The 24,747-nt window shown below is 69.6% G+C and carries 14 protein-coding genes and 1 pseudogene; 10 read left to right on the top strand and 5 right to left on the bottom strand.

Annotation, left to right across the window (positions count from 1 at the left end; all coding sequences use genetic code 11):
* Nucleotides 1-107: 107 nt before the first annotated feature.
* From ABZ738_RS16525 to ABZ738_RS16505, 5 genes and pseudogenes are all read right to left on the bottom strand, one after another.
* Nucleotides 108-1,253, bottom strand: coding sequence for a helix-turn-helix transcriptional regulator (locus ABZ738_RS16525; RefSeq protein WP_236145654.1), 1,146 nt, complete (start codon nt 1,251-1,253; stop codon nt 108-110).
* Between the two features lie 377 nt (nt 1,254-1,630).
* A complete protein-coding gene (locus ABZ738_RS16520; RefSeq protein WP_131052420.1) occupies nt 1,631-2,134 on the bottom strand; it encodes a hypothetical protein in 504 nt (167 codons plus the stop codon).
* Nucleotide 2,135: 1 nt separating this feature from the next.
* The gene (locus ABZ738_RS16515; RefSeq protein WP_131052421.1) at nt 2,136-2,747 is read right to left on the bottom strand and encodes a DUF6346 domain-containing protein; all 612 of its coding nucleotides are present in this window, start codon (nt 2,745-2,747) and stop codon (nt 2,136-2,138) included.
* Nucleotides 2,744-9,057 (bottom strand): annotated as a pseudogene (locus ABZ738_RS16510) (RHS repeat-associated core domain-containing protein). Before ABZ738_RS16510 ends, ABZ738_RS16515 begins: the two are co-directional and overlap by 4 nt.
* 502 nt (nt 9,058-9,559) lie before the next feature.
* A complete protein-coding gene (locus ABZ738_RS16505) occupies nt 9,560-13,165 on the bottom strand; it encodes a LamG domain-containing protein (protein WP_357214045.1) in 3,606 nt (1,201 codons plus the stop codon).
* A gap of 571 nt (nt 13,166-13,736) precedes the next feature.
* On the opposite strand from ABZ738_RS16505, the gene ABZ738_RS16500 reads away from it, so the two are divergent.
* Genes ABZ738_RS16500 through ABZ738_RS16455 form a run of 10 tightly spaced genes read left to right on the top strand, consistent with a single transcriptional unit; the run spans nt 13,737 to nt 24,731 of the window.
* A complete protein-coding gene (locus ABZ738_RS16500; RefSeq protein ID WP_357214042.1) occupies nt 13,737-15,035 on the top strand; it encodes an ATP-grasp domain-containing protein in 1,299 nt (432 codons plus the stop codon).
* Nucleotides 15,032-15,859: a DUF364 domain-containing protein gene (locus tag ABZ738_RS16495; RefSeq protein ID WP_236146025.1), complete on the top strand. Its 828-nt coding sequence runs from the start codon at nt 15,032-15,034 to the stop codon at nt 15,857-15,859. Before ABZ738_RS16500 ends, ABZ738_RS16495 begins: the two co-directional genes overlap by 4 nt.
* On the top strand, nt 15,856-16,911 hold the full coding sequence (locus tag ABZ738_RS16490) for a PLP-dependent cysteine synthase family protein (RefSeq protein WP_131057302.1): 1,056 nt from the start codon (nt 15,856-15,858) through the stop codon (nt 16,909-16,911). Before ABZ738_RS16495 ends, ABZ738_RS16490 begins: the two co-directional genes overlap by 4 nt.
* Entirely contained in the window at nt 16,908-17,936 is a 1,029-nt protein-coding gene (locus tag ABZ738_RS16485; protein ID WP_357214037.1) for a dipeptide epimerase, read from the top strand. Before ABZ738_RS16490 ends, ABZ738_RS16485 begins: the two co-directional genes overlap by 4 nt.
* Entirely contained in the window at nt 17,933-19,225 is a 1,293-nt protein-coding gene (locus tag ABZ738_RS16480) for an MFS transporter (RefSeq protein ID WP_357214034.1), read from the top strand. The genes ABZ738_RS16485 and ABZ738_RS16480 overlap by 4 nt, the downstream gene beginning before the upstream one ends.
* Before the next feature lie 29 nt (nt 19,226-19,254).
* Nucleotides 19,255-20,802, top strand: a complete 1,548-nt coding sequence (locus ABZ738_RS16475; RefSeq protein WP_357214031.1) for an ABC transporter substrate-binding protein — start codon at nt 19,255-19,257, stop codon at nt 20,800-20,802.
* Nucleotides 20,799-21,743: an ABC transporter permease gene (locus ABZ738_RS16470; protein ID WP_357214028.1), complete on the top strand. Its 945-nt coding sequence runs from the start codon at nt 20,799-20,801 to the stop codon at nt 21,741-21,743. Before ABZ738_RS16475 ends, ABZ738_RS16470 begins: the two co-directional genes overlap by 4 nt.
* A complete protein-coding gene (locus tag ABZ738_RS16465) occupies nt 21,740-22,573 on the top strand; it encodes an ABC transporter permease subunit (RefSeq protein ID WP_357214025.1) in 834 nt (277 codons plus the stop codon). Before ABZ738_RS16470 ends, ABZ738_RS16465 begins: the two co-directional genes overlap by 4 nt.
* Nucleotides 22,570-24,111, top strand: a complete 1,542-nt coding sequence (locus ABZ738_RS16460) for an ATP-binding cassette domain-containing protein (protein ID WP_357214022.1) — start codon at nt 22,570-22,572, stop codon at nt 24,109-24,111. Before ABZ738_RS16465 ends, ABZ738_RS16460 begins: the two co-directional genes overlap by 4 nt.
* The gene (locus ABZ738_RS16455; protein ID WP_217705999.1) at nt 24,108-24,731 is read left to right on the top strand and encodes a GNAT family N-acetyltransferase; all 624 of its coding nucleotides are present in this window, start codon (nt 24,108-24,110) and stop codon (nt 24,729-24,731) included. The genes ABZ738_RS16460 and ABZ738_RS16455 overlap by 4 nt, the downstream gene beginning before the upstream one ends.
* The last annotated feature ends 16 nt before the right edge of the window (nt 24,732-24,747 follow it).

Raw genomic sequence — 24,747 nt, 5'->3', positions numbered from 1 at the left:
CTGCCCGCGCGCGGGCTGATGGCATGGGCAGCTCGAGGATCAGGGTTTGAAGCGGAAGGTGCAGCCACGTGCGACAAAGCGACAGTCGAGCCGATCACGGCAAACTACTACGCGGCCAGACTCATCCGCTCGCACAGCCCCCGCAACTCGGGCGACGTCGCACCCTTACGCAGCAGCGACCGTGCCGTATCCCGCGCCGACACCGACGAGCGGGCATGCTGCGATCCGACCCGTTCCGCAGCAAGCAGCATCCGCACCGCATCCCGATCCCGGCCGACCGCCTCGGCGGCACGGCCCATGTCGAGCCAGAAATACACCTGCCGTACGGCAGGCAGGCCCGCCAGATCCACGCCCGACGCCGTCTGCAACGCCGCCTCCGGACGACCCGTGTCCAGCAGGAACGCCATCAACCACAACGCCACGTTCCGTGGCCCCCAGGCGAGGTCCCAACTGTCGGTCTCCCCGGTGTGCGCCGCGATCCGCCCCGCCTCGGAAAGGTGCTCCTCCGCACCCGCCTGATCCCGCAGCCCGGCGAGGTGATGCGCCCGCGCCAGGTGCAGGAATCCCAACACGTCCAACGCGCCATCAGCCGCGCTGCCCGCAAGATCGGCAGCCGCGACGTCACACAGCGCTTGCGCCGGACCGTACGCGCCCGAATAGGCCGACACCCGCGCCCGGTTCGCCGCCGCGACCCCGGCCGCCACCGGGTCATCGAGCAACCCGGACGCCTCGGCGCACCGCTCTGCCGCCAGCCACGCATGCGCCGGGTAGCTGACGTTCAGCAACGACCCCATCGCCACGCCGTACACCGGCACCATCTCCGTCAACGCCACTCGCCGATCGGTGAGGCCGTGCATCGCCGGCACCAGGTCGACAAGCCGCCGCAACGCACCCGCGTAATCACACCGCCCGTACAGACCGCGCACGAGCGCCGCCTCACGGCGGACCTGATCGACCGTCGCCACCGCATCGGAACGCTTGGACATCGACGTGTCCATCATGATCCGCCACACTCGCTCCGCGTCGATGCGCGCCGCGTCGAGCTGCCGATCAGCCGGTGTGTACGCCTGCCCGGTCAGGTCCACTACCGAGTACTCAAGAGCCGCCGCCAGATCCACCACCATGTACCGGTCGGTGCGCTGCTGGCCACGCTCGATCCGTGACCACGAGGTGTGGGAGATCCCCGCCCGACTGGCCGCGTAGCGCACACTCCAACCACGCAACTCCCGACGAGCACGAATACGATCACCAATCGAGGGATCAACAGGTATCGGCCGACGAGCCATCAGCGGGACTCCCAGTCATACGAGAACTCCTGCCGACCGTCTCTGGCAGGGCTGCCACTCCGGACGGTACACCGACCAGCACCGACAGCACCCGTTCCAATCTGCGCATAGCGATGCGCACACGCCCAAACTCAATGCATCGATGGGATTTGTATGGGTGTGTTCAACTAACATCAACCGCGACAACAACGTCATCGCATCACACGGAGGGCGCCCACCCTCGGCCACGACCGGCACTGGCCGATGCAGACACTGGCCGTGGCCGCATTGCTCGACTGTCTCGTGCTCACGACCAGCTCGCCTTTGACCGCCGCTGCCACTCCGCCGGGTAGGACTCTCCGACGTCAGCTCAGCCCAGCCCTCGGCTCCGGCAGATACGCCCCGTACTTCTGCTTGATAAGGGAGTTAAAGGCGTAGCCCCACAACCTCGTCCCGCGGAAAGTAAACACCTGACCGGCCCGCACATCTACGATCGCGGGCTGGGCCATCGCCGCGAAACCCGGCAGATTCAATCGGTATGCCTGCCCGGTGAGGGCTACGGCGGCGGAGTCCACCGAATCAGACACCAGGACGGGCAGCACTATGACGCCCGACTGCAGGCCGCGCCACTGGCCCTTGCGCGCCAGTCCCAGGTTCACCACGCCCTCGACGAAACCGCGTAGGAGTTCCTCGTCGACGCGCTCAAACTTCGCGGCTACCGCGAAGACGTGCAGCCGAGTCAGCGCCCGGAACTGCGTACGGTAACCAACCAACACCGGCATCGATCCGATGCTCTCATCGGTAACAGCACAACCGTCGGCGGCGAGCCTTCGCCGGAAGACTTCCAGATAGCCATCCTTCGAAATCATCTCACTGACTCTCCTTTCCGCCTCGCCACCTGTCGATCAACGCGAAGTAGGTTGGTACACCCACAACAACCCTGAACAGATAAACAAGGGCCACCACCAACAGGAAGAAGCCAACGGCGTTTCCTAGAATCCGGAACAGGCCGTAGGATAATGACCAGTGAAGGGCAACCGGCTTGCCGTAGTAGCAGCGGCTCGCTCCGGGGCCCGCACACGCTTCGCTCAACTCGGTCGTCATTCCGACGTCCTGCGGGCTGGCGACGGAACCACCGAGCACCGCTTCAGTCACTCGCCCGTCGTCATGCCTGACAGCGAACCGGCAGACCCACCAGTAACCCAGTCCTTGGTCGCTCACAGGGCCGACCTGACGGCATTCTTCCACCGTCGCCTGCACCGGCCGCTCGGTCGGGCCGTAAGGGCGGACGAATCCGGTACCGGGATAGAGAGTGGCGACTGTCAGGTACAGCAGCACCAGCACGTACGCGACAACGAGGGTGATCGCCATAAAGAACAACTGCCGGAAACGGTAGAGAACAGGTCCGCACCGTTGCCAGACCAGCAGTTCGCGGGACCGAAAATCCCGCGAACTGCTGGCCTGATCGGATCGATCGGTCACCTGAAGCCGCTCCCGAGCAGCCCACCTACGATCTGCGGCACTCCAGTCGCCGGATTGAAGGAGTAACCCTCATTCCAGAGTTGCACTAGATCATCTCTCGTCGTCGGGGCGACGGCGCCAATCGTTGCGGCCGCGGCACCGTCCATCGAAGCAGCACCCTTTATTAACAAACGGCCGGTATCAAGGGTGACCGCAGCGTGTCCGCTGAATCCTCCACCGGCGTCGGCTGCGTCATCTAACCACGTGCGCGCAGAGCCCCTGACGAACTGGCCGAGGTTCCTGTGCGACGTGCCACCGATCACCCGACTGATCGCCGCTGGCGTAGCCTGCTGCGCGGCGCCGAGAGTACCACGCCCCAAGGCGGTGAGGGCAGAGAAGGCCCCGGACCCTGCACCTCTAAGGCCTCCTCCGACGAGTCCACCCACGGCACCCCCGAGTGCGGCGCCTACGGCTCCACCTCCAAGTCCGAGTAGTGCGCCGACACCCGCGTCGAACGCCAAACTCTTGGCCGAACACCGACTCTGATCACCGCCGGCGCACTTGAGCCCACCACTGACCAGCCCGGTAACTACACCACCGAGAGCACCACACAGGAGTGCCCCACTGCCGCCAGTCACCACCGTGCATGTGAGCCCGACAGCGACGCCCGCCACCACGCCCACCACGTCGGCGTTCTGCACTGCCCAATTTCCGATGCCGGAGGCGACACTTCTAACCTTCTGGCCGCTTCGGCACCAGAAGCTGGCTTGGCATTCGCGTTGTTTGCGTTCTGCTTCGGCGCGTTCGTTGCTTGCTTTACGGAACGCTTCGCGCTGCTGCTGGCAGCTGGATCCGCAGGCCGGGGGGACGTACTTCTTGACGATCCTGGTTGTGGTCTCCCCGGAGGGAGTGGTGTCGACGTAGGCGCGGTCGCCGGTGTCCTCGTTGTTCTCCGTGAAGTACATGCCGGTGGGGTCGGCGTTGTCGATGGGGTTGTTGCCGCCGTACTGGTATGCGTTGTACTGGGCCGGATCGTCGGCGACGAGGACCGGGTCCACGGAGATAAACCGGCCCAGTGTCGGGTCGTACTGCCGGGCGCCGACGTTGGTCAGCCCGGTGGGGTCGATGTCTCCACCGACGAATCCCTTGTTGTTGACCCAGACCGGGTTCGCGCCGCGGGGCGCCCCGTATGGGGTTTGGCGGCGGATGGAGACGGCCTGGGTTCCGGCGTTGACGGCGGTCTGTTGCGTGCCCTGGTGGTCGTTGAAGAGCCAGGTCAGGTGGTCGCCGAGCCTGCCTTGCGGGATGCGCAGATAGTGCCGGCGAAACTGTAGTAGCGAGTACCGGTGTTGACGCTGCCTTCGCGGCGGATCTCCTGCCCGGGAAGGTAGAGGGTGGTGCCGTTGCTGTCGCGGCGGATGATCCTGGTGCCGTCGGCGTCGTAAATGTTGGTTTCGATGGTCTGGCCGCCGGCCGCGACCGTGGCGAGCTTGCCTTCGGCGTCCCATCCGAGGGTCTGGCTGTTGGTGCCGGTGCCGCAGTTGTTCGCGGCGGTGCCGGTCGGCCGGCAGAGGGTGTTGCCGGCACCATCGTAGGTGTAGCTGTTGACGACGCTGCTCTGACCTGGCGCCTGGGTCGTCATTGCGGTAACGGCGTGTGGGCGCACGACGTTCTGGCCGCCGGTCGGCACCGTGTAGGTGCGAGTGGTGTCGCCGCTGGCGGTGTGGCTGGTCTCGGTCAACCGGGAGCCGGTGCTGTTAAAGGTCCAGTCGTGCCAGTACGGTGCCGGGCCGCCCAGGTTCGCCACCGTCGGGTCGGCCTGGCAGTCCACCCCGGCCTTCGGCGTCCAGGCGGTGGATAGCCGGCCCAGCGGATCTTGCCGGAAGCACTGAGTGTCGGCCTGACCTAGCTGCGGCCTCTCCTCGATCGAGGTGATGTTGCCGCTGTGGTCGTAGCTGTAGTTGCGGTCGGAGACCGTATCGGCGGTGGTTTCCCGTTCAACGGTGGTGCGCTCGATGCGGCGGGTGGATTCGTCGCGGAACACGGTGTCCTGAGTCCAAACGCCGCCGGGCATCTTGTAGATCGAACGTCTGCGCTCGCCATAGGCGGTGTAGCTAGCGGTGGCCATCGTGCCGACCGAGCCGGTGAGGCTGGTGTCCAGCCGGACGGGCATCCCGGTGGTGGCGTGGTAGTCGGTGGTGACTTCCTCTGTGACCAGCCCACCACCAGCCGGGTAGGAGATGGAGGTCGGCGCGCCGGTCGCGGCCGAATAGTTGTAGGCGTAGATGTAGGTGCCGCTCAGGCCGGTCTCGTTGCCGGGGACGACGTAGTTGGCGCCCTTGGGCTGGTAGCGGTCATCGAAGCTGCGCACCTGCCACCGGTAGGCGTTACTGCTGCCAGCCGGCTCATAGCGGACCGCCTGGGTCAGTTGGCCCCTGAAGCCGCTCTGCCCGGTGTAGAGGGTGTCGTACCTCCATTCGGCGCGCAGCGCTCCGTTGGCGGAGTCGTCGCGCAATTCCTTCTTCCGGCCCAGCGCGTCGTAGACGTACCAGAGCACTTCACCGCGAGCGTCGGTGGTCTTGGTCAGTTCGTTTATGTCGTTGAAGGTGCTGGTCGTCGTGCCCTTGTCGGGATCGGTCGTACGCCACAGGCGGCCCTTGGCGTCGTACTCGTTGTCCCACCTGTTCCCTGCCGGGTCGACGGTCCTGACCAACTGGCCCTTGCGGTTGTAGACGTACTCCGTTTCCTGGTACGCACCGCCGACACCGGCGGTGGTGGTGTGCTGACGCAGCTTGGCTACGCGGCCCTCGATATCAGTCACGGTCGTGGTCGGGGTACCGCCCTGTGGTGGAGTCACCCTGGTCAGGTCACCCTCGTGGACGGTGATCGTGCGCCACTTCTCTACCAGGTTCGATACTCCATCACCGGCCAGGAATATCGTGTTCGTGGGGCGCGACCCACGGTCGAACACGGTCTTGGAAACGGCGGGGACAGACCATTCCGGCTCCCACCACAACGTGCCGGAGGGGGCCCCGGGTTCGGCGTGTGCCCCGTAGAAGGTCGCGGCGCGGCCGAGACTGTCGTAAATCGTGTCCGAGACCACTCGGTTTCCGGTGTCGTCTACCGCCAGGCTCTGCGTCTGCCGGGAGCGCAGCAACCCGTCGAGGATCTCGTACGAGGTGACGTAGTTGCCGTCCGCGTTCAGAACCTGTGCCCTGACGAACGGATAGGCATTCCTGCCAGCGGCGAACGTGTAGGTGTACTGCGCGGATGGGGTGGTCGGGTTGGCCGCCTTGGTCCAGCCCAATCCCCATACCTTGCTGACACGTCCGAGCGCGTCGTACTCGACGTCAGAGACAATTCTGTTGTTGGGATCGATGGCCTTGACGGTGGCGCCCCAGTAGGGATTGGTGTCCACGGACGAGGTCCAGTTGAACGGCTCGGGGCCCGTCGTCGTCACCTTCGTGACAGGGCCGCCCACGGCCGGCGTGTACGCGGTCGTGGTGACGTTGCCCTTGATGTCGGTCGCGCTCACCGGGCGGCCGGTGGTGTCGTAGCTGCCCTGTGACACGACCTGCCAGACCGTGCCCGTTCCCGCTGCCCAGTCCTTGAGCTGTTCGGTCCTCGTCACCAATCCGAAGGTCGGTGCATCGTCGACACTGCTGGCCCCGTCGTAATAGGTCCGCCCGTCGGAGATCACGTCGTCGATGGTCGACGGGTTCGTGCCGCAGGCCAGCGCGGTGGTGGTCGTCTGCTTCACCATGGTGGTGAGGTTCTTGCTGGTGTTGCGGTTGTAGCGGTAGGTGATGCACTTCTCGTCACCGGTGACGGCGACGTCGCCGTCGTCCTGCGACCAGTTGACCGTGCCGTACGTGTGATCCAGATTCTTGGTGCCCCGCGAGGTACGCCAGCCGCGGCTGCCGTCGACACCAAGAGCGGTCGCCGTGTAGGTGGTCTGCGTGTCGACGAACCTGGCCTCGACGGTGTCACCGTTGATGGTCCGGCTCGCCGTGGGGTTAGATCGCCACGGCACGTTCACCGTCTTCGACACCGGCCTGGTCTCGACCCCGTTGTAGACGACCTGCTCCCGCATCTGGCCGGCGAACTGGTCCTCGTCGTAGACGGTCTCGGTGCCCAGTGAGGCCGGAACCGTCACGCTGCGAGTGCCACCACTCGGGCTGGCCTTGTCGCCATGCATGCCCCGCATGAAGGTCGTCACCGCGAGCGTCTGGGTCGGCGAATCGTCACCGACACGGGTCTTGACCTGCGCGTAGCCACGCCATTGCGACCACGTCTTGCGTTCCGGCCTGGTCAGACCGTCGTCGTCGGCGTAGTGCCACGCCGGCGCTCCCACGTACTCGTACCAGGTGTGCTTCGAGGGCGCCTGGTGGCCGTTGGCCAACTGTACGTCGTCCTCGGCCACGTGCTCGACCCGGTGCTTGTGCCACCATTCGGTGATCAACCGCTGCCCGGTCGGGTCGGCCGGGTCCGGCACTCGCACCGGGTAGCACCGCTTGGTGTTCGTGTGCGGATCCAACCCCGCCACCATCGCCTCGGTGCACTCGGGCTCCGCGTAGTCCACCTTGATCCGGGCACCGGTCTCCGTCACGATGCTGGAGATACGCAGCCAGTTGTCGGTCGTGCCGTTCGCGGTCAACACCCGGTTCGGCAACGACACCGCCTCGAACGTCACCGGCGGTAGGTTGACGGTGCCGCCAACGTGCCCCGCGTGGTCGATCCTGTTGAGCCACAGCCCGGTGTGCGTCGAGTCTGCCGTCGCCGCGAACGTGTGCGAGAGGGTCCAAGACTCCACGTCCTGCCACGCCGGAGTGGTCTTCGTGGTGTCCCACACTCTCGCGGTGATCTTCTTCAACCGCTTCGTGGTCCAGAACGTCGGCGAGTACTGCTGCGGACACGACGTCGCCGACGCCTTGCACTCCTGGTCCCAGGGGGTGTCTTTCCACGATGCTTTCACCGGGTTCGACTCGGTGCCGCAGTTCGAGAAGCACCGCATGTCCGTCTCGAACAGAACCTGCCCGTACGGGGTGATGCTGCGCTCGGTCACCCCGTGGATGGCTGATGTGCGGTCGTACGTGCCGTAGTCGATTCGGTTCAGATAGCCGTCCCGGTCGTAGGGCGCGTCATCGGAGTCGGTGTCGTTGCGGGCATACTTGTTGGTGTTCTTGCCATACCACAGCGACATCGTGTTGCCGCGCACGTCGACGATGTAGTCCAGGTTCCACCGCCACGCCTGCTGGCAGTGTGAGTTGGCGAAAGCAGTCTGGTAACACGGTTCACCTGAGTGGTTGCCGAACACCGGCACCGACAACGTCGATCCGGTCTTCGCCGTATGGCCGGGCAACGAGTGCAGGCCGAAGAAGTACTGCGTGCCGTCGGTGGTGGTGACCTTCCAGTGCTCACCGTTGTTGTCGCCGTTGCCCGTCGCACCGATCAACTTCTCGATCTTTGAGCCGTCTTCTGAACGGGCGTGCCAGCCCTTGCCGGTCTCGAACACCAGCTCCGTGCTGCGGCCGTTCAGGTTCATCGTCGCGTTCTCTGAGCGCCAGCACAGGTCGCCGGTGTCGTTCGTGTTGTTCGCGCCGCTCTTCTTCCGGTCTTCCGCGCACGGCACATACCGCCGCTCGATGAACCCGGGCGAGTAGTCGAAGCCTTCACCGATCCACGACGGCTGGTTGTTCGTCACCTCCGACCGACCGTCAACGGAGGCTGAGGAGTACGCGAAGCTGACCGACGGTTCCGGGCCTGTCGCCGGAGGCGTACGCAGGGGGTAGCTCCACGAGAAGTCACCGGAAGACCCACCTGCGGACCACGTCGACGAAGGCGCGAGACTGGTAGCGGTGAAGTCCCCGTCCGCGCCCGACCCCGCTGCCGCCAGGGCGAGGAAGGGACCATTCGCCTGGGGCGTCAACTCCCCCGACAGCCGCGCCAGTTCCCTCGGTACCGCCGAGGTGGGACCAGCGACCACCTCGGCGGTCGCCACTCCGGTAGCGAGGTCGTTTGTCGTCGGCAACAGCACCGATCGGCAACCTGGCGCATCGGGTGTGGAGAGGGCACAGGCCGGAACCTGCCACAGCCGCAGCCGCGACGCCCAGGACCCGCCCACCGCATGCCGGAACGAGTTGTAATCCACCGACACCTTTGCCGTGCCGGCGCCAGCCCCGGCCGGCGTCGTCACCTTCAATACCAGACCGTCACGCCAGGTGTCCGGCAGTGATTCCCGGTCCACCACCTGAACGTCCACACTGCTGACGCGCGCACCGGCCGCACCAACACCGCGGGCGACCCATACCGGCAGCGCACCCGCCCTCATGCCCCGACCAGCCACGCTCTGCGAATCGAGCGTCACCCGAGCGGTACTGGCTGCGGGCCATACCGGTTTCGGAACCGTTGTCTCCTGCACTTGCTTTTGCGTCCACGCACGCCCCGACACCGGGCCACCGTGGGAATCGAGCTTCTCCACCGGCGGCCGTGCTGGTTCTGCCCTCGGAGCAGCGGCCTCAGCCGGCAGACTCACCAGCAGCGACGCCGCCACGGGAACCACCGTCAGGCCTGCGATCCATCGGCGAAGGCGGCCCGCTCGATGAGTACTCCGTCGAAGCTGCTGCAAATCGTGAACAGGGCGTGCAGACAACATGCTTTCTCCCCGGTAAGGACAGCCGCACGAAGCAAGGCGTAGGTAGGTCTTATCGGCGGTGCAGTATCTAGACGTCGGATCCATGCGATCGCCCCGAACCGACACAGGGCGTAAGCGACACCTCAGCCGAGTCAGCCGTGCCGGAACTCTGAGCGCACCGCTACCCGGGTTGGCCGGGTTACGAGTCGTACAGCAGATACACCGCCGTGTCCGTCAGCGCTCCCTGGAACACAGCGACCTCATCGATGCCGCCGATCCACGGATCGACCAACTGGCCTTGCCACAGGGTTCGGCCCACCAGCAGCGGGCCGGTCGATGTCATCGGGGTGAACGTGATGTTCTGCGTGATCGCTTCGAGCTCACCGTTGACGTAGAGGCGAATCTGCTTCCGCCCGGCGTCGTATACGCCGACAAGGTGCGTCCACACGCCTTCCTCCGCGGCCGATGTCGAGGTGGTGCTCGCCGTGGGGGTGGTGGTGTGGTCCTCGTCGCTGATGGCGAACTGCCACTTACCCAGCGTGGAGTTGAACTTGAGCCAGCCGCCGCTTGAATACTGCCCTCGCTGGGACAGCGCTGTGCGCATGCCGTCGAGCCGATCGAGCATGACCCAGGCCGACATCGTGAACGACTGATCGGTACGCACGACCGGTCGATCCTGCCACTGGGTGAATTCGAGACCATCGGTGTTCGGCGGTGTGATGCCCGTCTTCACCGCACTGCGCGCGTACTCGGCGGTGCTCTCGGTAAATCCCTCCTCTGGGAAGTACTCGTTGTCGAGCCACAGCCCGGAGCCGTCGGTGGAATAGCCTGCGCCGACTGCGGAACCTCTAGTCAAGGCAAGCCAACGCCCCCAGGCGGTAACCGTGTCCGGCGCCTCGCAGGTGTCCCTCAGGTCGGCCAGGTAGCAGGGGGTTGCGGCCTCGAAGTTCCAGTTGCCCACCTGCACCGGCGTCAGGATCCCTGGCTCATTAAACCCACTGGATATCGGGTCCTGCGCCATCTGGCCGGTGAAGTCATGCGGCACGAGCACCCGCTCGTACACCTGCATGTCGGCGACGTTGCCGTGGAACCAGTTACTTGCTCCGCCGGAGCTCCACCCCCGACCCACCGCAAACGCTCCTGTGGCGCTCCATGGCGTGGCACTTCGGTCGACCTCGGCGGCAAGTGCGCCGTCAACGTAAAGCCGGACCTTGCCAGTAGCCTTGTCGTAGACACCTGCGATGTGCGTCCAGCGGCCAACATCCGCAGAGGTCAAGGCGGTGTTGCTATTCGCTGCACGGGTGGTACTCGACTGGTCGTCGCTGTCCTTCATCAAGAAGGACCACCGTGGCGTCGACGGAGAACCGACCAACCGGGTGCCCAGGTGGAACCCGGCGGCGTTGATCCCGGCCTGGGATACGACGACGGTGTCGTGGGTACTGGGTAGTGAGCTGAGTCGGACCCAGGTGGCGACGCTGAAGGAGTTGGCCGTGTTGACGACACTTCCCGGCGTGGTCAGCACGGTGGAGGTGCCGTTGAGGCCTGCGGTCTTGCCACCGTTCAGGCGGGCGTCGTCGACCCAGCTCAGGTTGGACGTGGTGAGGTCGGTCTGACCTCCCAGAGCGGGTTGCTGGTCGGCGAGCGCGGCGTTCTGGTCAACTCCGGGGTATTGCTCCAGGCCCCACTTGGCGACGGCCGGTGAGGGTCGGGCCGCAGTGAAGGTGACGGAGCCAATATTGCCGAGGTTGCCAGTAGCGTCGATGCTGCGGGCCCAAAGGGTGTTCTGACCGAAGCTGGGCACCGTGAGGGTGACCGAGGCATTCTTCGTACCGAAGACGGTGCTGGCCACGATCTCGGTGGTAGGTGGATTGGACCAGCCATAACGGAACTTGGTCACGTCCGAGGCATGGGTCGCGAACGTGAAGTTGATCGGCTCACCCGGGCGGCGGGGAAGCAGAACGTGACTGATGGTGGGCGCTGGCGGGACGGTGGTGTCCACGGCGAAACGGCACCACGACGACCAGGGACCGGTAATCGAGTACGGAGCCTTGTCCGTGCCCTTCGCCCGGAACGCGTATGTAGGTCCCTTCGCGACCGTCACCGCGGCACTCTCGGCCCTGCTATTCGGGGTCAACCCTGTCCTTGCCGGCGGCGGGCTCTTACGGGTCGGGTGGGAGTTGGTCACCGTCCCCATCCCGCCGGCTGGCACCTCGATCCATTCGAAGGTGCCAGTCAGCGAGTCACTCGGGTCGGCGTCGGGGAACACGGCAGCCAACTTCGGTGTCAGCGTACCGACCGTCAATACCCCGGAGGTGCAGTCCACACCAGCGACCTGCAGGGTATGCGGAGCACCAGGTTTGCTGTCGTAGTCGACGATCAGCTTGGCGTCGTTGGGAAAGAACTTCTTCCATCGATCCTGCGTCGACTCCCCCGACCCGTCGGCGGCTCGCCCAGTGAACCCGAAAGTGATCGAATTCCAGCTGCCGTTCGCGGCAGCCAGCACCTGGCCGGTGGTGTTCGACCCCTGGAAGTTCATTATCCTGTCAGGTTGGATCGATGAGCAACCACCCGCCTCGTTCGCGTTTCCGGTTGCCGTATTCAGGAACGACTTCAGCTTCATCGTCGACCAACTCGCCTTCGGCGTCGCGTTGATCGCCGGGGTGTGGTACATCGATGTCACCGTAGGCCCACACGACCACGAGTGGTCCAACTTCATCTGCACGTAGGCCGACTCGATGTGCTTGTTCTTGAGTGATACGCCGTTAGCCTTCGTCGGGAACTCGAAGTACGACCGGTACACGGCACCGGTGTCCGGGTTCAGCCCGACTCGCGCGCGACTGGTGTCCGAGTTCGACGACCCGTTGTTAGTCCCGTAGGCCCACTTGTTCTTGAACACCGACCACGCCGGGTCCACGAACAGCGGGTACACGGCATCCGGGTTATCCAGCAATGCCGCGTCCGGCCGCAGCACCAACTCGCCCTCGGACACTTCAACGCCGACGATGCCGGTCCGCGCCGCGTCTCCGGCCGCCGTCGCCGTCGATTGCGGGCTTTCGCCCGACGGTGTACGAGCCGAGACGCCGTCCGCCGCACTTGCCCGGGAGTCCCACATCACCGCCGGCTCCGCCGAGGCCACGACAGCCGCGCCTGCCATCGCCCGCAGGCCACCGTCCGGACCCGACACGATGTCGGCGTCCCCGCCGATGCGGAACCGCGGTTCACGCACTCCAGGCAGCGTCGCCGCCGCCCGTGTCTTGACTACCAGAACATGCGTGAAGCCCGTGCGCGTCGCCCGCACCACCAGATCCACATCAGAAAGAACATTCGGATAGGTCAACGAGTCACCCGACACCGTCGGTGCTGGCAGCGTGCCTGGCCACGACAACGTGACCGTCCGCCCGCCCCGCGTCAGCGTCACCATCGAGCCGGTCCCGCCGCCCGAAAATGCCACATCCGCGACCGATACCACGGGTCGCCACAATCCGTCCCCACCCCGAGTCAGATTGAGGTCGACCTCCTCCCACCTGCCGGCCTTGCGCGCGCGCTGCGGCACCACTGCCGACACAAACTGCAGCCGCCCGTCCGGCAACGCGGTGACCTCGGCGAACTCCGTCCGCGACCCGTCCACCACCACCGGCTGCCCACACGAGGTCGCCAGCATGCTCGCCTCAGCCTCGGAGCCAGCGATGTCCTCGCACTCAAGCCCGGCCGCAGCCGCCCGCTCGTGCGCTGGAACACCGATCACTCCGACAACCACCAAGGCCGCCACCCCAGCAGACAACCCACGTCGCCACCGAACGCCCACCACACACACCCCCGACGAGAGCAAGCAGTGGCAGCGACAGTAGGGCCTTGATCGTCGCCTGACTGCCCCGCGGCGGCGCGACCAGGTCGCCTTTGATCACCAGACATTGATAGATAATGATTGGTTGATGAGTGCGACATCGCCTGATCACTCAGCGTGGCAAGAATCGATTCGAATATCGTCTATGTGTGACGTGGGACACATGCTGCTTCCTGCCTGATCAACCCCTATACTGCCGCCCCCTTGGTCCACCGACTTTCCAGATAGGGGCGGCTCAGGCCGCCCTTGCGGCGACCGTTGCCCACCTCCACTGCGCTCACCTGGGTGGCCATGCCCAGCAAGAGGGTGCGCGATCACCGGGCGGGACGACGACGCACGGCTCGGCGCTTGGCCGACTGGCGCACCGACGGAGACGCGCCGCTTGCCAACACCACCGTCCGGCAGCGACGGGATTAGGCACACCCCTACGGGCCAGCGCCGCCCTCCAATACGCCACGCCGCACCCCTCCTTCCTCCCGCAAATGAAAACCGTTACCATTGCCATCGCCTGTTGCCGAGTGGGGAGGCGCCGATGGCGCACGTGTTGTTGGTGGAGAGCTGGGTCGGGGCGATGAGCCACCTCCTGCCGCGAGCGGTGTTGGAGGCCGGGCACCGGTTCTCGTTCCTGACCCGGGACCTGCACCACTACCTGCGTGGTGCGCCGCCCGGCGGCACACATCCGCTGCTGGCCGCGCAGAACGTGTTGACCGTCGACACCAACGACGTACCCACGCTGTTGCAGCAGGCCGTGCGGCTGCACGCGGCATTGCGCTTCGACGGCGTACTCACCTCGTGCGACTACTACCTGGACACGGTCGCGCAGGTGGCCTCACACCTCGGGCTGCCCGGTGCGGATCCGGCGGCGGTGCGGCGGGCGTACCGCAAGGATCTGGCCCGGACGGCGATGGCCCGCGCCGGTGTGCCGCAGCCCCGGTTCGCGCTCGCGGACGGCTGGGCGGCCACCGCGCAGGCCGCGCGCGAGCTGGGGTATCCGCTGGTGCTGAAGCCGGTGGACCTCTGCGCCGGCATGTACGTGCGGCAGGTGGCGGATCCGACCGAGCTGCGTGCCGCGTTCGACGCCCTCGCCGCGTTCCCGGTGAACGCCCGGCGGCAGCCGAGGGTGCCGGTGGTGCTGCTGGAGGAGCTGCTGACGGGTCCGGAGGTGAGCGTGGAGACGGTCACCGTCGACGGCGTGACCACGGTCGTCGGGATCACCGACAAGAGTCTCGGCGGTGTCTCCGGGTTCGTCGAGACCGGCCACATGTTCCCGGCGGTGCTGGATCCGACGACCCGTGAGCGGGTCGGCGAGGTGGCGGTGGCCGCCCTGGAGGCGGTCGGGTTGGACCGTGCGGTCGGGCACACCGAGCTGCGGCTGACGCCCACCGGGCCGCGCGTGGTGGAGGTCAACCCCCGGCCCGCCGGTAACCAGATCACCGAGCTGGTGCGCCGGGTCACCGGCGTGGACCTGCCGATGGTGTACGCGCAGCTCGCGCTCGGCGAACACCCGGACCTCAGCCCGGCCGACACCGGCGTACGCAGTGCCGCGATCGCGTTCGTGCTGCCGCCGCGACCCGGTGTCGTAGCGCGGATCGACGGCACCGGGGCCTGGTCGACGGACCCCCGGGTGGTCGACTGGTCGGTGAAGCCGGACGGCCACCGGGCCGGGGACGCCAGCAGCAACAACGACTACCTCGGTCACGTGATGGTGGTCGACACCGCCGGTGCCGGTGCGCGGACGGTCGCCGACCGGCTGGCCGGGCAGGCCCGGGTCGGGTACCTCGACGAGAGCGTTCCGGCTGGTGCCGACGCCCGGGTCGGGGTCGGGGCGTGACCGCCACCTCGCCGGCCCGACCGGCGTACCGGTCGATGTCGGCGCTGGTGGAGGCCGTGCGCGCGGGACGGCTCGGGGCCGATCCGGCGCGGGCCACGGTCAGCGTCGGGTTCGTCACCCGGCAGGGCGTGCGGCACGCCTCGCGGGCGCACGGCTACCGCAACCACGTGCTGAGTCTGCGGGTCGACGCGGCGGTCGGATCGTGCGCGATCGAGCCGGGCGAGCTGCCCGACGAGACCGCGTACGACTGCGTCGGCGCGTCCGTGGCAGACCTGCTCGCTCACCCGCTGCTGCCGGTGCGGGTGGCCGCGCTGGACGCGTACCTGATGGCGGTGCGCCCGCACGCCGAGGCGGCGGACGCGACGGTCAGCGTGCCGGGCGGCGGGTCGCTGGCCAAGTCACGGGCGCGCGCCGAGGCGGTGGTGGAGCTGCTGCCCGCGAGCAGCCGCACGGTGCTGGTCGTCGGGGTGGTCAACTCCCTGTTGGAGCGGCTGCGGGCGACCGGTCGCCGGTATCTGCCGTGCGACCTGGCCGGGGGCCGCACCGAGTGGGGCGAGCCGCACCTGCCCGACGCGACGGCGGTGCTGGACCGCTGCGACGCGATCCTGGCCTCCGGCATGACGCTCGGCAACGACACGTTCGCGCCGCTGCTGGCGCACGCCGCCGCCGAGCGGAAGCCGTTCGTGGCGTTCGCGCAGACCGGCAGTGCGGTGCTGCCGTGGTTCCTGGGCGCCGGGCTGACCGCCGTGTCGGCCGAGCCGTACCCGTTCTTCTGGCTCGACGGCGGGACGACGACCCTCTACCGCTACGGGGTGTCCGGATGAGCGCGCCGCAACTGTTGAACCTGGTCGGACACACCCCGCTGGTCTACGTCGACGCGCCGCTGCCGCACCCGCACGGCGGCTTCTGGGCGAAGGTCGAGTGTGCCGCGCCGGGGGGCATGAAGGCCCGCGCGGCGGTCACCATGCTGGCCGGGGCGCGGCGTCGGGGCGAGTTGCGCGACGGCGCGCCGGTGGTGGAGTCGACGAGCGGCACGTTGGGGATCGGGCTGGCGTTCGCCGGGCACGCCTTCGGGCACCCGGTGGTGCTGGTGGTCGACCGGGAGTTGGAGCCGTCGATGCGGGCGCTGCTGCGCGCGTACGGGGCCCGGCTGGAGGTGGTCGACCGGCCGCATCCGACCGGCGGGTGGCAGCAGGCCCGGCGGGACCGCCTGACCGAGCTGCTCGCGACGCTGCCGGGGGCGTACTGGCCGGATCAATACCACAACCCCGACAACGTGGCCGGGTACGCGAGCCTGGGTGACGAGATCGCCGCCCAGGTCGACGCGGTGGACCTGCTGGTGTGCAGTGTGGGCACCGGTGGGCACAGCGCCGGGCTGGCGCGGGCGTTGCGGCGTTCCTGGCCCCACCTGCGGTTGATCGGCGTGGACACGGTCGGGTCGAGGATCTTCGGTCAGCCGGCACGTCCCCGGTTGATGCGCGGCCTGGGCAGCAGCATCCATCCGGACAACGTGGACTATCCGGCCTTCGACGAGGTGCACTGGGTCGGGCCGGCGGAGGCGGTGGACACCTGCCGGCGGTTGGCGCGTACCGGCTTCGTCACCGGGGGGTGGAGCACCGGGGCGGTGGCCCGGGTCGCCGCCTGGGCCGCCAGGACCCGGCCGGACGCGCGGGTGGTGACGGTCTTCCCGGACGGCCCGCACCGCTATCTCGACAGCATCTTCGACGACGGCTGGTGCGCCCGGCACGGGCTGCTCGACTCCGGACACGGACACCCGGTGGAGATCCCGCACCCCGGCGCGGTGGAGGTCACCCGGTGGAGCCGGTGCCGGACGGTGACCGATCCGGTTGCCGACCGGGGGCGGGTGCCGGCATGAGGCTGACCTGGCAGGCATACCCGCTGGTGCTGCGGGAGCCGCTGCGCATCTCCCGGTCGGTGATGGCCCGTCGGGAGGCGGTGCGCCTCACCGTGACGCACGACGGTGTCACCGGGCACGGCGAGGTCGTCACCAGCAACTATCTCGGACTCGACCGGGCGGCGATCGAGGCGTGCTGCGCCGGGTGGGCGGAGCGGGTGGTCGGCTGCCCGGACCCGGAGACGCTCCGGGCCGGGCTGGGCGGGTACACCGGGCCGCCGGGGGTGCGCGGGGCGCTCGACGCGGCCGTGCACGACCTGCTCGGGCACGCCCGGGGCGTACCCGTGCACCGGCTGGTGGGGGCGCCGCAACCGACGCCGGTGGCCACCGCGTACACCATCGGGCTGGTGCCGGTGCCGGAGGCGGCGGCGACCGCCCGACGCCTGGTCGCCGCCGGGTTCTCGGTGCTCAAGGTGAAGGCCGGCGACGCGGACGATCTGGCCCGGGTGGCGGCGGTCCGGGCCGCCGCGCCGCACGCCCGGCTGCTGCTCGACCCCAACGGCGGCTGGTCCGCCGAACAGGCCGTGCGACAGCTCGACGCGCTCGCGCCGCACAAGCTGGACGCGGTGGAACAGCCCATCCCGCCGGGCCGCCCCGACCTGCTGGCCTGGGTGGGTGCCCGCAGCGGCACGCCCGTCGTCGCCGACGAGGACGCCGCCGGTCCGGCCGACCTGGACCGGCTGGCGGGCGCGGTCGCCGGGGTGAACGTGAAGCTGGCGCGGTGCGGCGGCATCACCGCCGCCGGGGACATGATCGAGGCGGCCCGGCAACGGGACCTGGACGTGATGCTCGGCTGCCTGGTGGCCAGTTCGCTCGGCATCGCCCCGGCGGTGCACCTGGCCGGTCTGGCCCGTTGGGTGGACCTGGACGGCCATCTGCTGCTCGCCGACGACCCGTGGACCGGCATCGGCGGTCGGGACGGTGTGCTGCGCCTGTCGGGGGCGGCCGGGCTCGGGGTGGCACCGGCGGCGGAGGCACCCCGGTGAGGGCCACCTGGGCGTCGTGGCGCGGCTTCCCGGTGCCGATCCGGCTGCTGGTGGTCAACCAGCTCGGCGTCAACGTCGGGTTCTACATGCTGCTGCCCTTCCTGGCCGGCTATCTCACCGACCAGATCGGGCTCTCGGCCGCCCTGGTCGGCCTGGTCCTCGGGGTACGCAACCTGAGCCAACAGGGACTGTTCCTGCTCGGCGGATCGGCGGCGGACCGGCTCGGCGCACGCGGGGTGATCATCGCCGGGTGTGGGCTGCGGGCGGTCGGCTTCGCGGTGTTCGCGGTCGGCGGGTCGCTGGCGGCGCTGCTGGTCGCCTCGGTGCTGACCGGTCTGGCCGGTGCCCTGTTCAACCCGGCCGTGCGCGCCTATCTGGCCCAGGCCGCCCCGGACCGGCGGGCCGAGGCGTTCGCCCTGTTCAACGTGTTCGCCAGCGCGGGGGCGCTGATCGGGCCGCTGGTCGGCAGCGCGCTGCTGCTGGTCGACTTCCGGGCGGCGGCGACCGGGGCCGCGCTGGTGTTCGCCGCGTTGACCGTGGCGCAGGCGCTGGTGCTGCCGGCCCAGCCGGTGACGGCCAGCGGGCAGAGCGTCGGCCGGGACTGGCGGGAGTCGCTGACCGACGGCCGGTTCCTGGCGTTCACGGTGGCGTTGAGCGCGCTCTTCGCGTTGCAGACCCAGCTCTATCTGGTGCTGCCGGTGCAGGCGGAGGCGGTCACCGGCACGCCGCTGGCGGTCGCCGCACTCTTCGTCGTCTCCACCGTGGTCACCGTGGCGGGGCAGGTCCGCATCACCGCGCGGCTGCGTCGCCGCGTCGACCGGGGCACCGCGATCGCCGCCGGGATGGCGGTGACCGGCGCCGGTTTCCTGGTGCCGCTGCTACCGCTGGGCGGTCCCCCGGCGGTCCGCGTCCTGCCGGTGCTCGTCACCACGCTGGCGCTGGCGGTGGGGGTGATGGTGGCGCAGCCGTTCGTGCTGGAACTGCTGCCCGGGTTCGCCCGCACCGGGCTCACCGGCACCTACTTCGGCGTCTTCTATCTCGCCTCGGGCGTGGTGGCGGCGCTCGCCACCACCGCCGTCGGCGGACTCATGCAGACCGGATCGGACGGCGCGGCCGAGCGGGTCCCGGCCGGGGCGTGGCTGCTCTGCGCCGCCCTCGGACTGGCCTCGGCCGCGGCGGTGCGGATGCTGCACCGCCGGAACCTGCTCGGCCCCCGACCGGCCGCCAACACCGTCCCGGGCGACGCGCGGATGCCCGCCGTCACCCCTCGCCGCCCCGGCGCGGCCTGAACACCGCAACACCTTCGAGAGGAAACCCCATGTCGATCCACCTGTCCCGCCGCACGCTGCTCGGCGGCGGAGCCGCCCTGGCCACCGCCCTGCTCACCGGCTGCGGCGGCGACTCCACCGGCGGCCCCGGTGCCGGTGACACCCCGAGGCGGGGCGGCCGGTTGCGCGTCGCGTTCGCCGGTGGAGGTGCCACCGAGACACTCGACCCGCACCTGGCGAACCTGTTCAACGAGGCGTCGCGGGCCAAGGCCGTCTTCGACAAGCTGGCCGACTACGGCCCCGACGTGTCGATCCAGCCCCGACTGGCGCTGAGCTGGGAACCGAACGCGGACCTGACCCGCTGGCGGGTGGCGCTGCGCGAGGCCACCTTCCACGACGGTCGGCCGGTCCGCGCCGCCGACGTGCTCGCCAGCTACGCCCGCATCGTCGACCCGGACCGGGCGTTCCGGGCCCGCGCCAGCCTCTCCCTGATCGACCTGCGGGCCAGCCGGGCGGTGGACGACCGCACCGTCGAGTTCGCCCTGCACCGGCCGTTCGCCGAGTTCGGCAACGTCCTCGCCGCGTTCGGCGCGTACATCGTGCCGGAGGGTGCCGAGTCGTTCGACCGGCCGATCGGTTCCGGCCCGTTCACCGTCAGCAGCTTCACCCCCGGCCGATCGCTGCTGCTGGCCCGCTACCCGGACTACTGGGAGGGTGCCGCGCACCTCGACGAGCTGGAGTACGTGATCGCCAACGAGGAGTCGGCCCGGATCAACGCCCTGCTCGGCGGGCAGGTCGACTACGCGCACGACGTCAGCCCGACCACCGCGCGGACGCACACCGGCAACGACCGCGTCGCGATCACCCGGATGCCGAACAGCAACCTGCTCGGCTTCACGATGAAGGTGGACCGTCCCCCGTTCGACAACCGGGACCTGCGCGAGGCGATGTTCCTGCTCACCGACCGGGAACAGCTCGTCGAGACGGTGCTCTCCGGCACCGGGCAGGTCGGCAACGACCTCTTCGGCAAGGGCTTCCAGTACTACGCCGACGACATCCCGCAGCGCACCCGCGACCTCGACCAGGCCCGCGCACTGGTGGACCGGGCCGGTGCGCGCGGGCTGCGCATCCCGTTGGACACCGCGCCGGTCGCCGCCGGTTTCGTCGAGGCCGCCAGCGTCTTCGCCGACCAGGCCCGTCAGGTCGGGCTCACCGTCGAGCCGGTGCAGCGCAACAAGGACACCTACTGGCGGGACGTGCTCGACGGCGGGGTGATGGCCACCTTCCGCAGCGGTGCCATGCCGATCGAGACGCACATCTCGCAGCGGCTGCTGACCACCTCCACCACGAACGCCACCCGCTGGATGCGGCCCGAGTTCGACGCGCTCTACGGCACCGCCGTCTCCACCCCCGACGAGGCGGGTCGCCGTCGCGCGTACGGGGACATGCAGCGGATGCTGCACGCCGAGGGCGGGCTGCTGGTGTGGGGGTTCGCCGACTTCCTGGTGGCCACCGCCCCGACGGTGCGCGGAGTCTCCGCCGAGGCCCCCGCGAACACCCTGGACTGGGCCCGCTTCGACAAGGTGTGGCTGGCTTGAGTCTGACCCGCTACACCGTGCAGCGGCTGCTGCTCGGCGTCGGGCAGGTCGCCGGCATCACCACCGTCGTGTTCGTCCTCACCGAGGCGCTGCCCGGGGACGCGGCGGTGGTGATCGCCGGTGACCATCCCGACCCGGAGCGGATCGCGCTGATCCGCGCGCAGCTCGACCTCGACCGACCGGCCTGGTGGCGCTTCCTGGACTGGGTGGTCGGGCTGCTGCACGGCGACCTCGGTGCCTCGCTGATCTCGCAGCGGCCGGTGCTGGACCTGATCGTCGGCGGGGCCGCCGCGACCCTGCTGCTCGCGGTCGCCACGCTGGTGCTGCTGGTGCCGCTCGCCGTCGGGCTCGGCATGCTCGCCGCGCGACGCGAGGGGGGCCGGCTCGACCGGACACTCACCACCCTCGCGGTCGGACTGTACGCGGTACCCGAGTTCGCCCTGGCCATCCTGCTGGTGGCGGTCTTCGGCGTCCGGCTGGGCTGGTTCCCGCCCACCGCTGTCGGCGCCGACCTGCTCGCCCAGCCGGGGGTGCTGGCGCTGCCACTGCTGGTGCTGCTGGCCCGGCCGATCTGCTCGATCAGCCGGCTGACCCGCGCCGGCATGGTGGACGCCCTGCGTACGGAGTACGTCCACCACGCCCGACGCCTCGGTCTCTCCACCCGGCGGCGCTGGCTGGCGCACGCGCTGCCGACCGCCGCCGCGCCGGTCGTGCAGCAGGTCGCCCGCACCACCGACTGGCTGCTCGGTGGCGTCATCGTGGTCGAGGCGGTCTTCGTCATCCCCGGGCTGGGCACCGCCCTGGTCGACGCGGTCGCCGCCCGGGACGTACCCACCATCCAGGGGCTCTGCGTGGTCGTGGCGGTCACCACCGTGCTGGTCAACCTGGTCGCGGACCTGGTGGCGTTCCGGCTCGCCCCGCGTACGGTCGGTGTCCGGTGACGGCCCGACGGCGCAGACCCCGGGCGGTCGTCGGGATCGTGCTGCTCGCCGTGCCGCTGCTGCTCGCGGTCGCCGGACCGGTGCTGGTCACCGAGTCCGACGCGCGGACCCGACCGTTCGACGGCACGGGCCTGCTGGGCACCGACTTCGTCGGCCGGGACGTGGTCGGGCAGGTGCTGCTCGGCGGGTGGTCCGTCGTCGCGGTCGCGGTCGCCGCCACCGCCCTGGCCTATCTGTTGGGCGTGCCGCTCGGCCTGGTCGCCGCCCTCACCCGGCACCGCCCGCTCGACGAGGCGCTGATGCGCCCGCTGGACCTGCTGCTCGCCATCCCGTCGTTGCTGCTGCTCATCCTGCTGGCCGCCACCGCGCCACGCGGGCCGCTGACCCTGGTGGTGATCGTCGCGATCGTCACCCTGCCCGAGGTCACACGGATCACCCGCGCCGCCGCGTTGCCGTTGGCGCACGGCACCGTGATGGAGGCGATGCGGCTCTACCGGGAGACCTGGTGGCGGCGGGCGATGGGCTACGTCGCGCGGGGCATCCGCCGGGTCCTGCTCGCCGACGCCGGGGTGCGGTTCATCGGCGCCGTCTATCTCGTCGCCACGGCCAGCTTCCTCGGCATCGGGGTCGCCCCGGACGCCGCCGACTGGGCGGTGATGGTCGACCGCAACCGGGGCGGGATCTTCCTGCAACCGTGGGCGGTCGTCGTGCCCGCCGCGCTGCTCGTCGCGCTCGCCGTCGGCGTCAACCTGGTCACCGACGCGCTGTTGACCAGCCGGGAGCCGACGGTGGAACGGGACGCCGCGCGTGTCCGGGAGGAGGTCCGATGATCCGGGTCGACGGGCTGGACGCCGTCGCCGACGGACACCGGCTGCTGAGGGACGTGTCGTTCGCGGTGCCGGCCGGTGGGGTGCTCGCCGTCGTCGGTCCGTCCGGCAGCGGCAAGTCCACCCTCGGGCGGGCGCTGCTCGGCGAGGCCGGGCCCGGCGTACGCCTCACCGGCCGGGTCGAGATCGACGGTCGGGTGGTCGGTCCCGAAACCCCGGCGCCCGGTGGGCTCGTCGGGTACGTCCCGCAGCAGCCCTCGGCCGCGCTCACCCCGGTCCGCCGCGTCGGCCCCGTGCTGCACGAGATCGCCCGCCGACACCGTCCGGTCCCCGGCCGCCGGGCCCGCCGCGTCGCCGTCCGGGAGGCGGTCCGGGCGGTGTTGACCCGGGTGGGGCTGCCCGCCGACATCCTGCGGCGCTACCCGCACCAACTCTCCGGCGGGCAGCAGCAACGGCTGGTGATCGCGCACGCCCTGCTGGCCGGGGCCCGCGTCCTGGTCGCCGACGAGCCGACCACCGGGCAGGACGGCCTGCACCGCCGCGACGTGGCCGCCGAGCTGCGCCGCCTGGCCGCCACCGGGGTCACCGTCGTCCTGCTCAGCCACGACCTGCACCTGGTCCGCGCGATCGCCGACGACGCGATCGTCCTGGACCGGGGCGTGGTGGTCGCCGCCGGTCCGGCGCACGCGGTCGTCGGGGAACCCACCCGGTCCGCTCCGGCGGCCCGTCTCGACGCCGGGTCCCCGCCGCTGGAGGCTCTGCTGCGGGCCGAGGGGCTGACCGCCGCGCACCGGGGCGCCACCGTCCTGCACGGTGTCGACGTGACGCTGGGCGACGCGCAGTGCCTCGCGCTGATCGGTCGCTCCGGCAGCGGGAAGACCACCCTCGCCCGCTGTCTGGCCGGGCTACACCGGCCGGACACCGGCACCGTCACCCTCGACGGCCGTCGCCTGCACGCCTCCCTCGACCGGCGGGTCCCGCCCGACCTCGCCGCCGTGCAGTACGTCTTCCAGGACCCCCGGGCGAGCTTCCACCCGTACGCGCCGGTGCTGGCGCAGGTGACGCGGCCCGCCGTACGGCTGCGGCGACAGGGACCCGCCGACGTGCTGGCGGCGGCCCGTGCCCTGCTCGATCAGGTCGGCCTCGACCGGGACCTGGTCACCCGTCGGCCGGAGCGGCTCTCCGGGGGCGAACTGCAACGTGCCGCCCTGGTGCGGGCCCTGCTGACCCGGCCACGCCTGCTGGTCTGCGACGAGATCACCTCCGGGCTGGACGGCGTCAACCGGGACCGGATCCTCACCCTGCTGGACGAGCTGCGGCAGGCGCACCGCCTGGCGTTGCTGGTCATCACACACGACCCGGAGGTCGTCGTCCGGCTCGCCGACCGGGTGGTCGTGCTCGACCACGGTCGCGTCGTCGAGCACGGTCGGGCCGCCGACCTGCCCGCCGGTGCCCGGTCCCCGCTGACCCGCGCGCTACTGGATCCGGCGATCGCGCTACCCGCAACCACACCCGACACCGAGGAGATGAGCAGGACATGACCGACGAGACGACCGGACCGTACGACCTGCGCACCGCCGGGCCGCAACACCTCGACGGCGCCCGCAGCGTCATGCTGGACACCTTCTACCAGGTCTTCGGGTACGGCTACCAGCCTCGTTGGCACGCCGACGTCGTCGACCTGGCCGGCACCTACCTGCGCCCGGCGCGGCACGCCCTGTTCGTCGCCACCAAGGGTGACGAGGTGGTCGCCACCACCGCCGTCCGTGCCGCCGCGCCGAACAGCCCGCCGCATCCGCGCTGGCTGGCGGAGCGCTACCCGGCAGCGAGCACGGCCCAGCTCTTCCGGGTGTACGTCCGTCCGGAGCACCGGCGCAACGGGCTCGCCCGCGCCCTCGTGCGGCGAGCCGTCGCGTTCGCCGCCGATCAACCCGACTACCGGGTGGTCTACCTGCACACCGACACCCGGGTGCCCGGCGCGGAGGCGTTCTGGCGCGGGGTGGCCGACCTGGTGCACGACCCGCGCGACGGTGATCCACACGCCGCCCCCACCGTCCACTTCGAGATCCCGCTCCCCGGCCGCAGACCGGTGCACGGGGACCGGATCGCCGCCGATTCGGCACGGTCGGGGGCTTCCCCAAGGGCCACCTCCGTTCGATAGCATCGAACACGGGGGT

Origin of the sequence: Micromonospora sp. NPDC047793, from assembly GCF_040642635.1 — a bacterium.
Lineage (GTDB): Bacteria > Actinomycetota > Actinomycetes > Mycobacteriales > Micromonosporaceae > Micromonospora.
This window is presented reverse-complemented; position numbering and strand designations above follow the sequence as displayed.

Bases quoted from the DNA above. Each gene is read 5' to 3' on its own strand.
- ABZ738_RS16460 (WP_357214022.1), top strand. From the start codon at position 22,570: ATGATCCGGGTCGACGGGCTGGACGCCGTCGCCGACGGACACCGGCTG.
- ABZ738_RS16520 (WP_131052420.1), bottom strand. From the start codon at position 2,134: ATGATTTCGAAGGATGGCTATCTGGAAGTCTTCCGGCGAAGGCTCGCC.
- ABZ738_RS16485 (WP_357214037.1), top strand. From the start codon at position 16,908: ATGAGGCTGACCTGGCAGGCATACCCGCTGGTGCTGCGGGAGCCGCTG.
- ABZ738_RS16455 (WP_217705999.1), top strand. From the start codon at position 24,108: ATGACCGACGAGACGACCGGACCGTACGACCTGCGCACCGCCGGGCCG.
- ABZ738_RS16475 (WP_357214031.1), top strand. From the start codon at position 19,255: ATGTCGATCCACCTGTCCCGCCGCACGCTGCTCGGCGGCGGAGCCGCC.
- ABZ738_RS16490 (WP_131057302.1), top strand. From the start codon at position 15,856: ATGAGCGCGCCGCAACTGTTGAACCTGGTCGGACACACCCCGCTGGTC.
- ABZ738_RS16500 (WP_357214042.1), top strand. From the start codon at position 13,737: ATGGCGCACGTGTTGTTGGTGGAGAGCTGGGTCGGGGCGATGAGCCAC.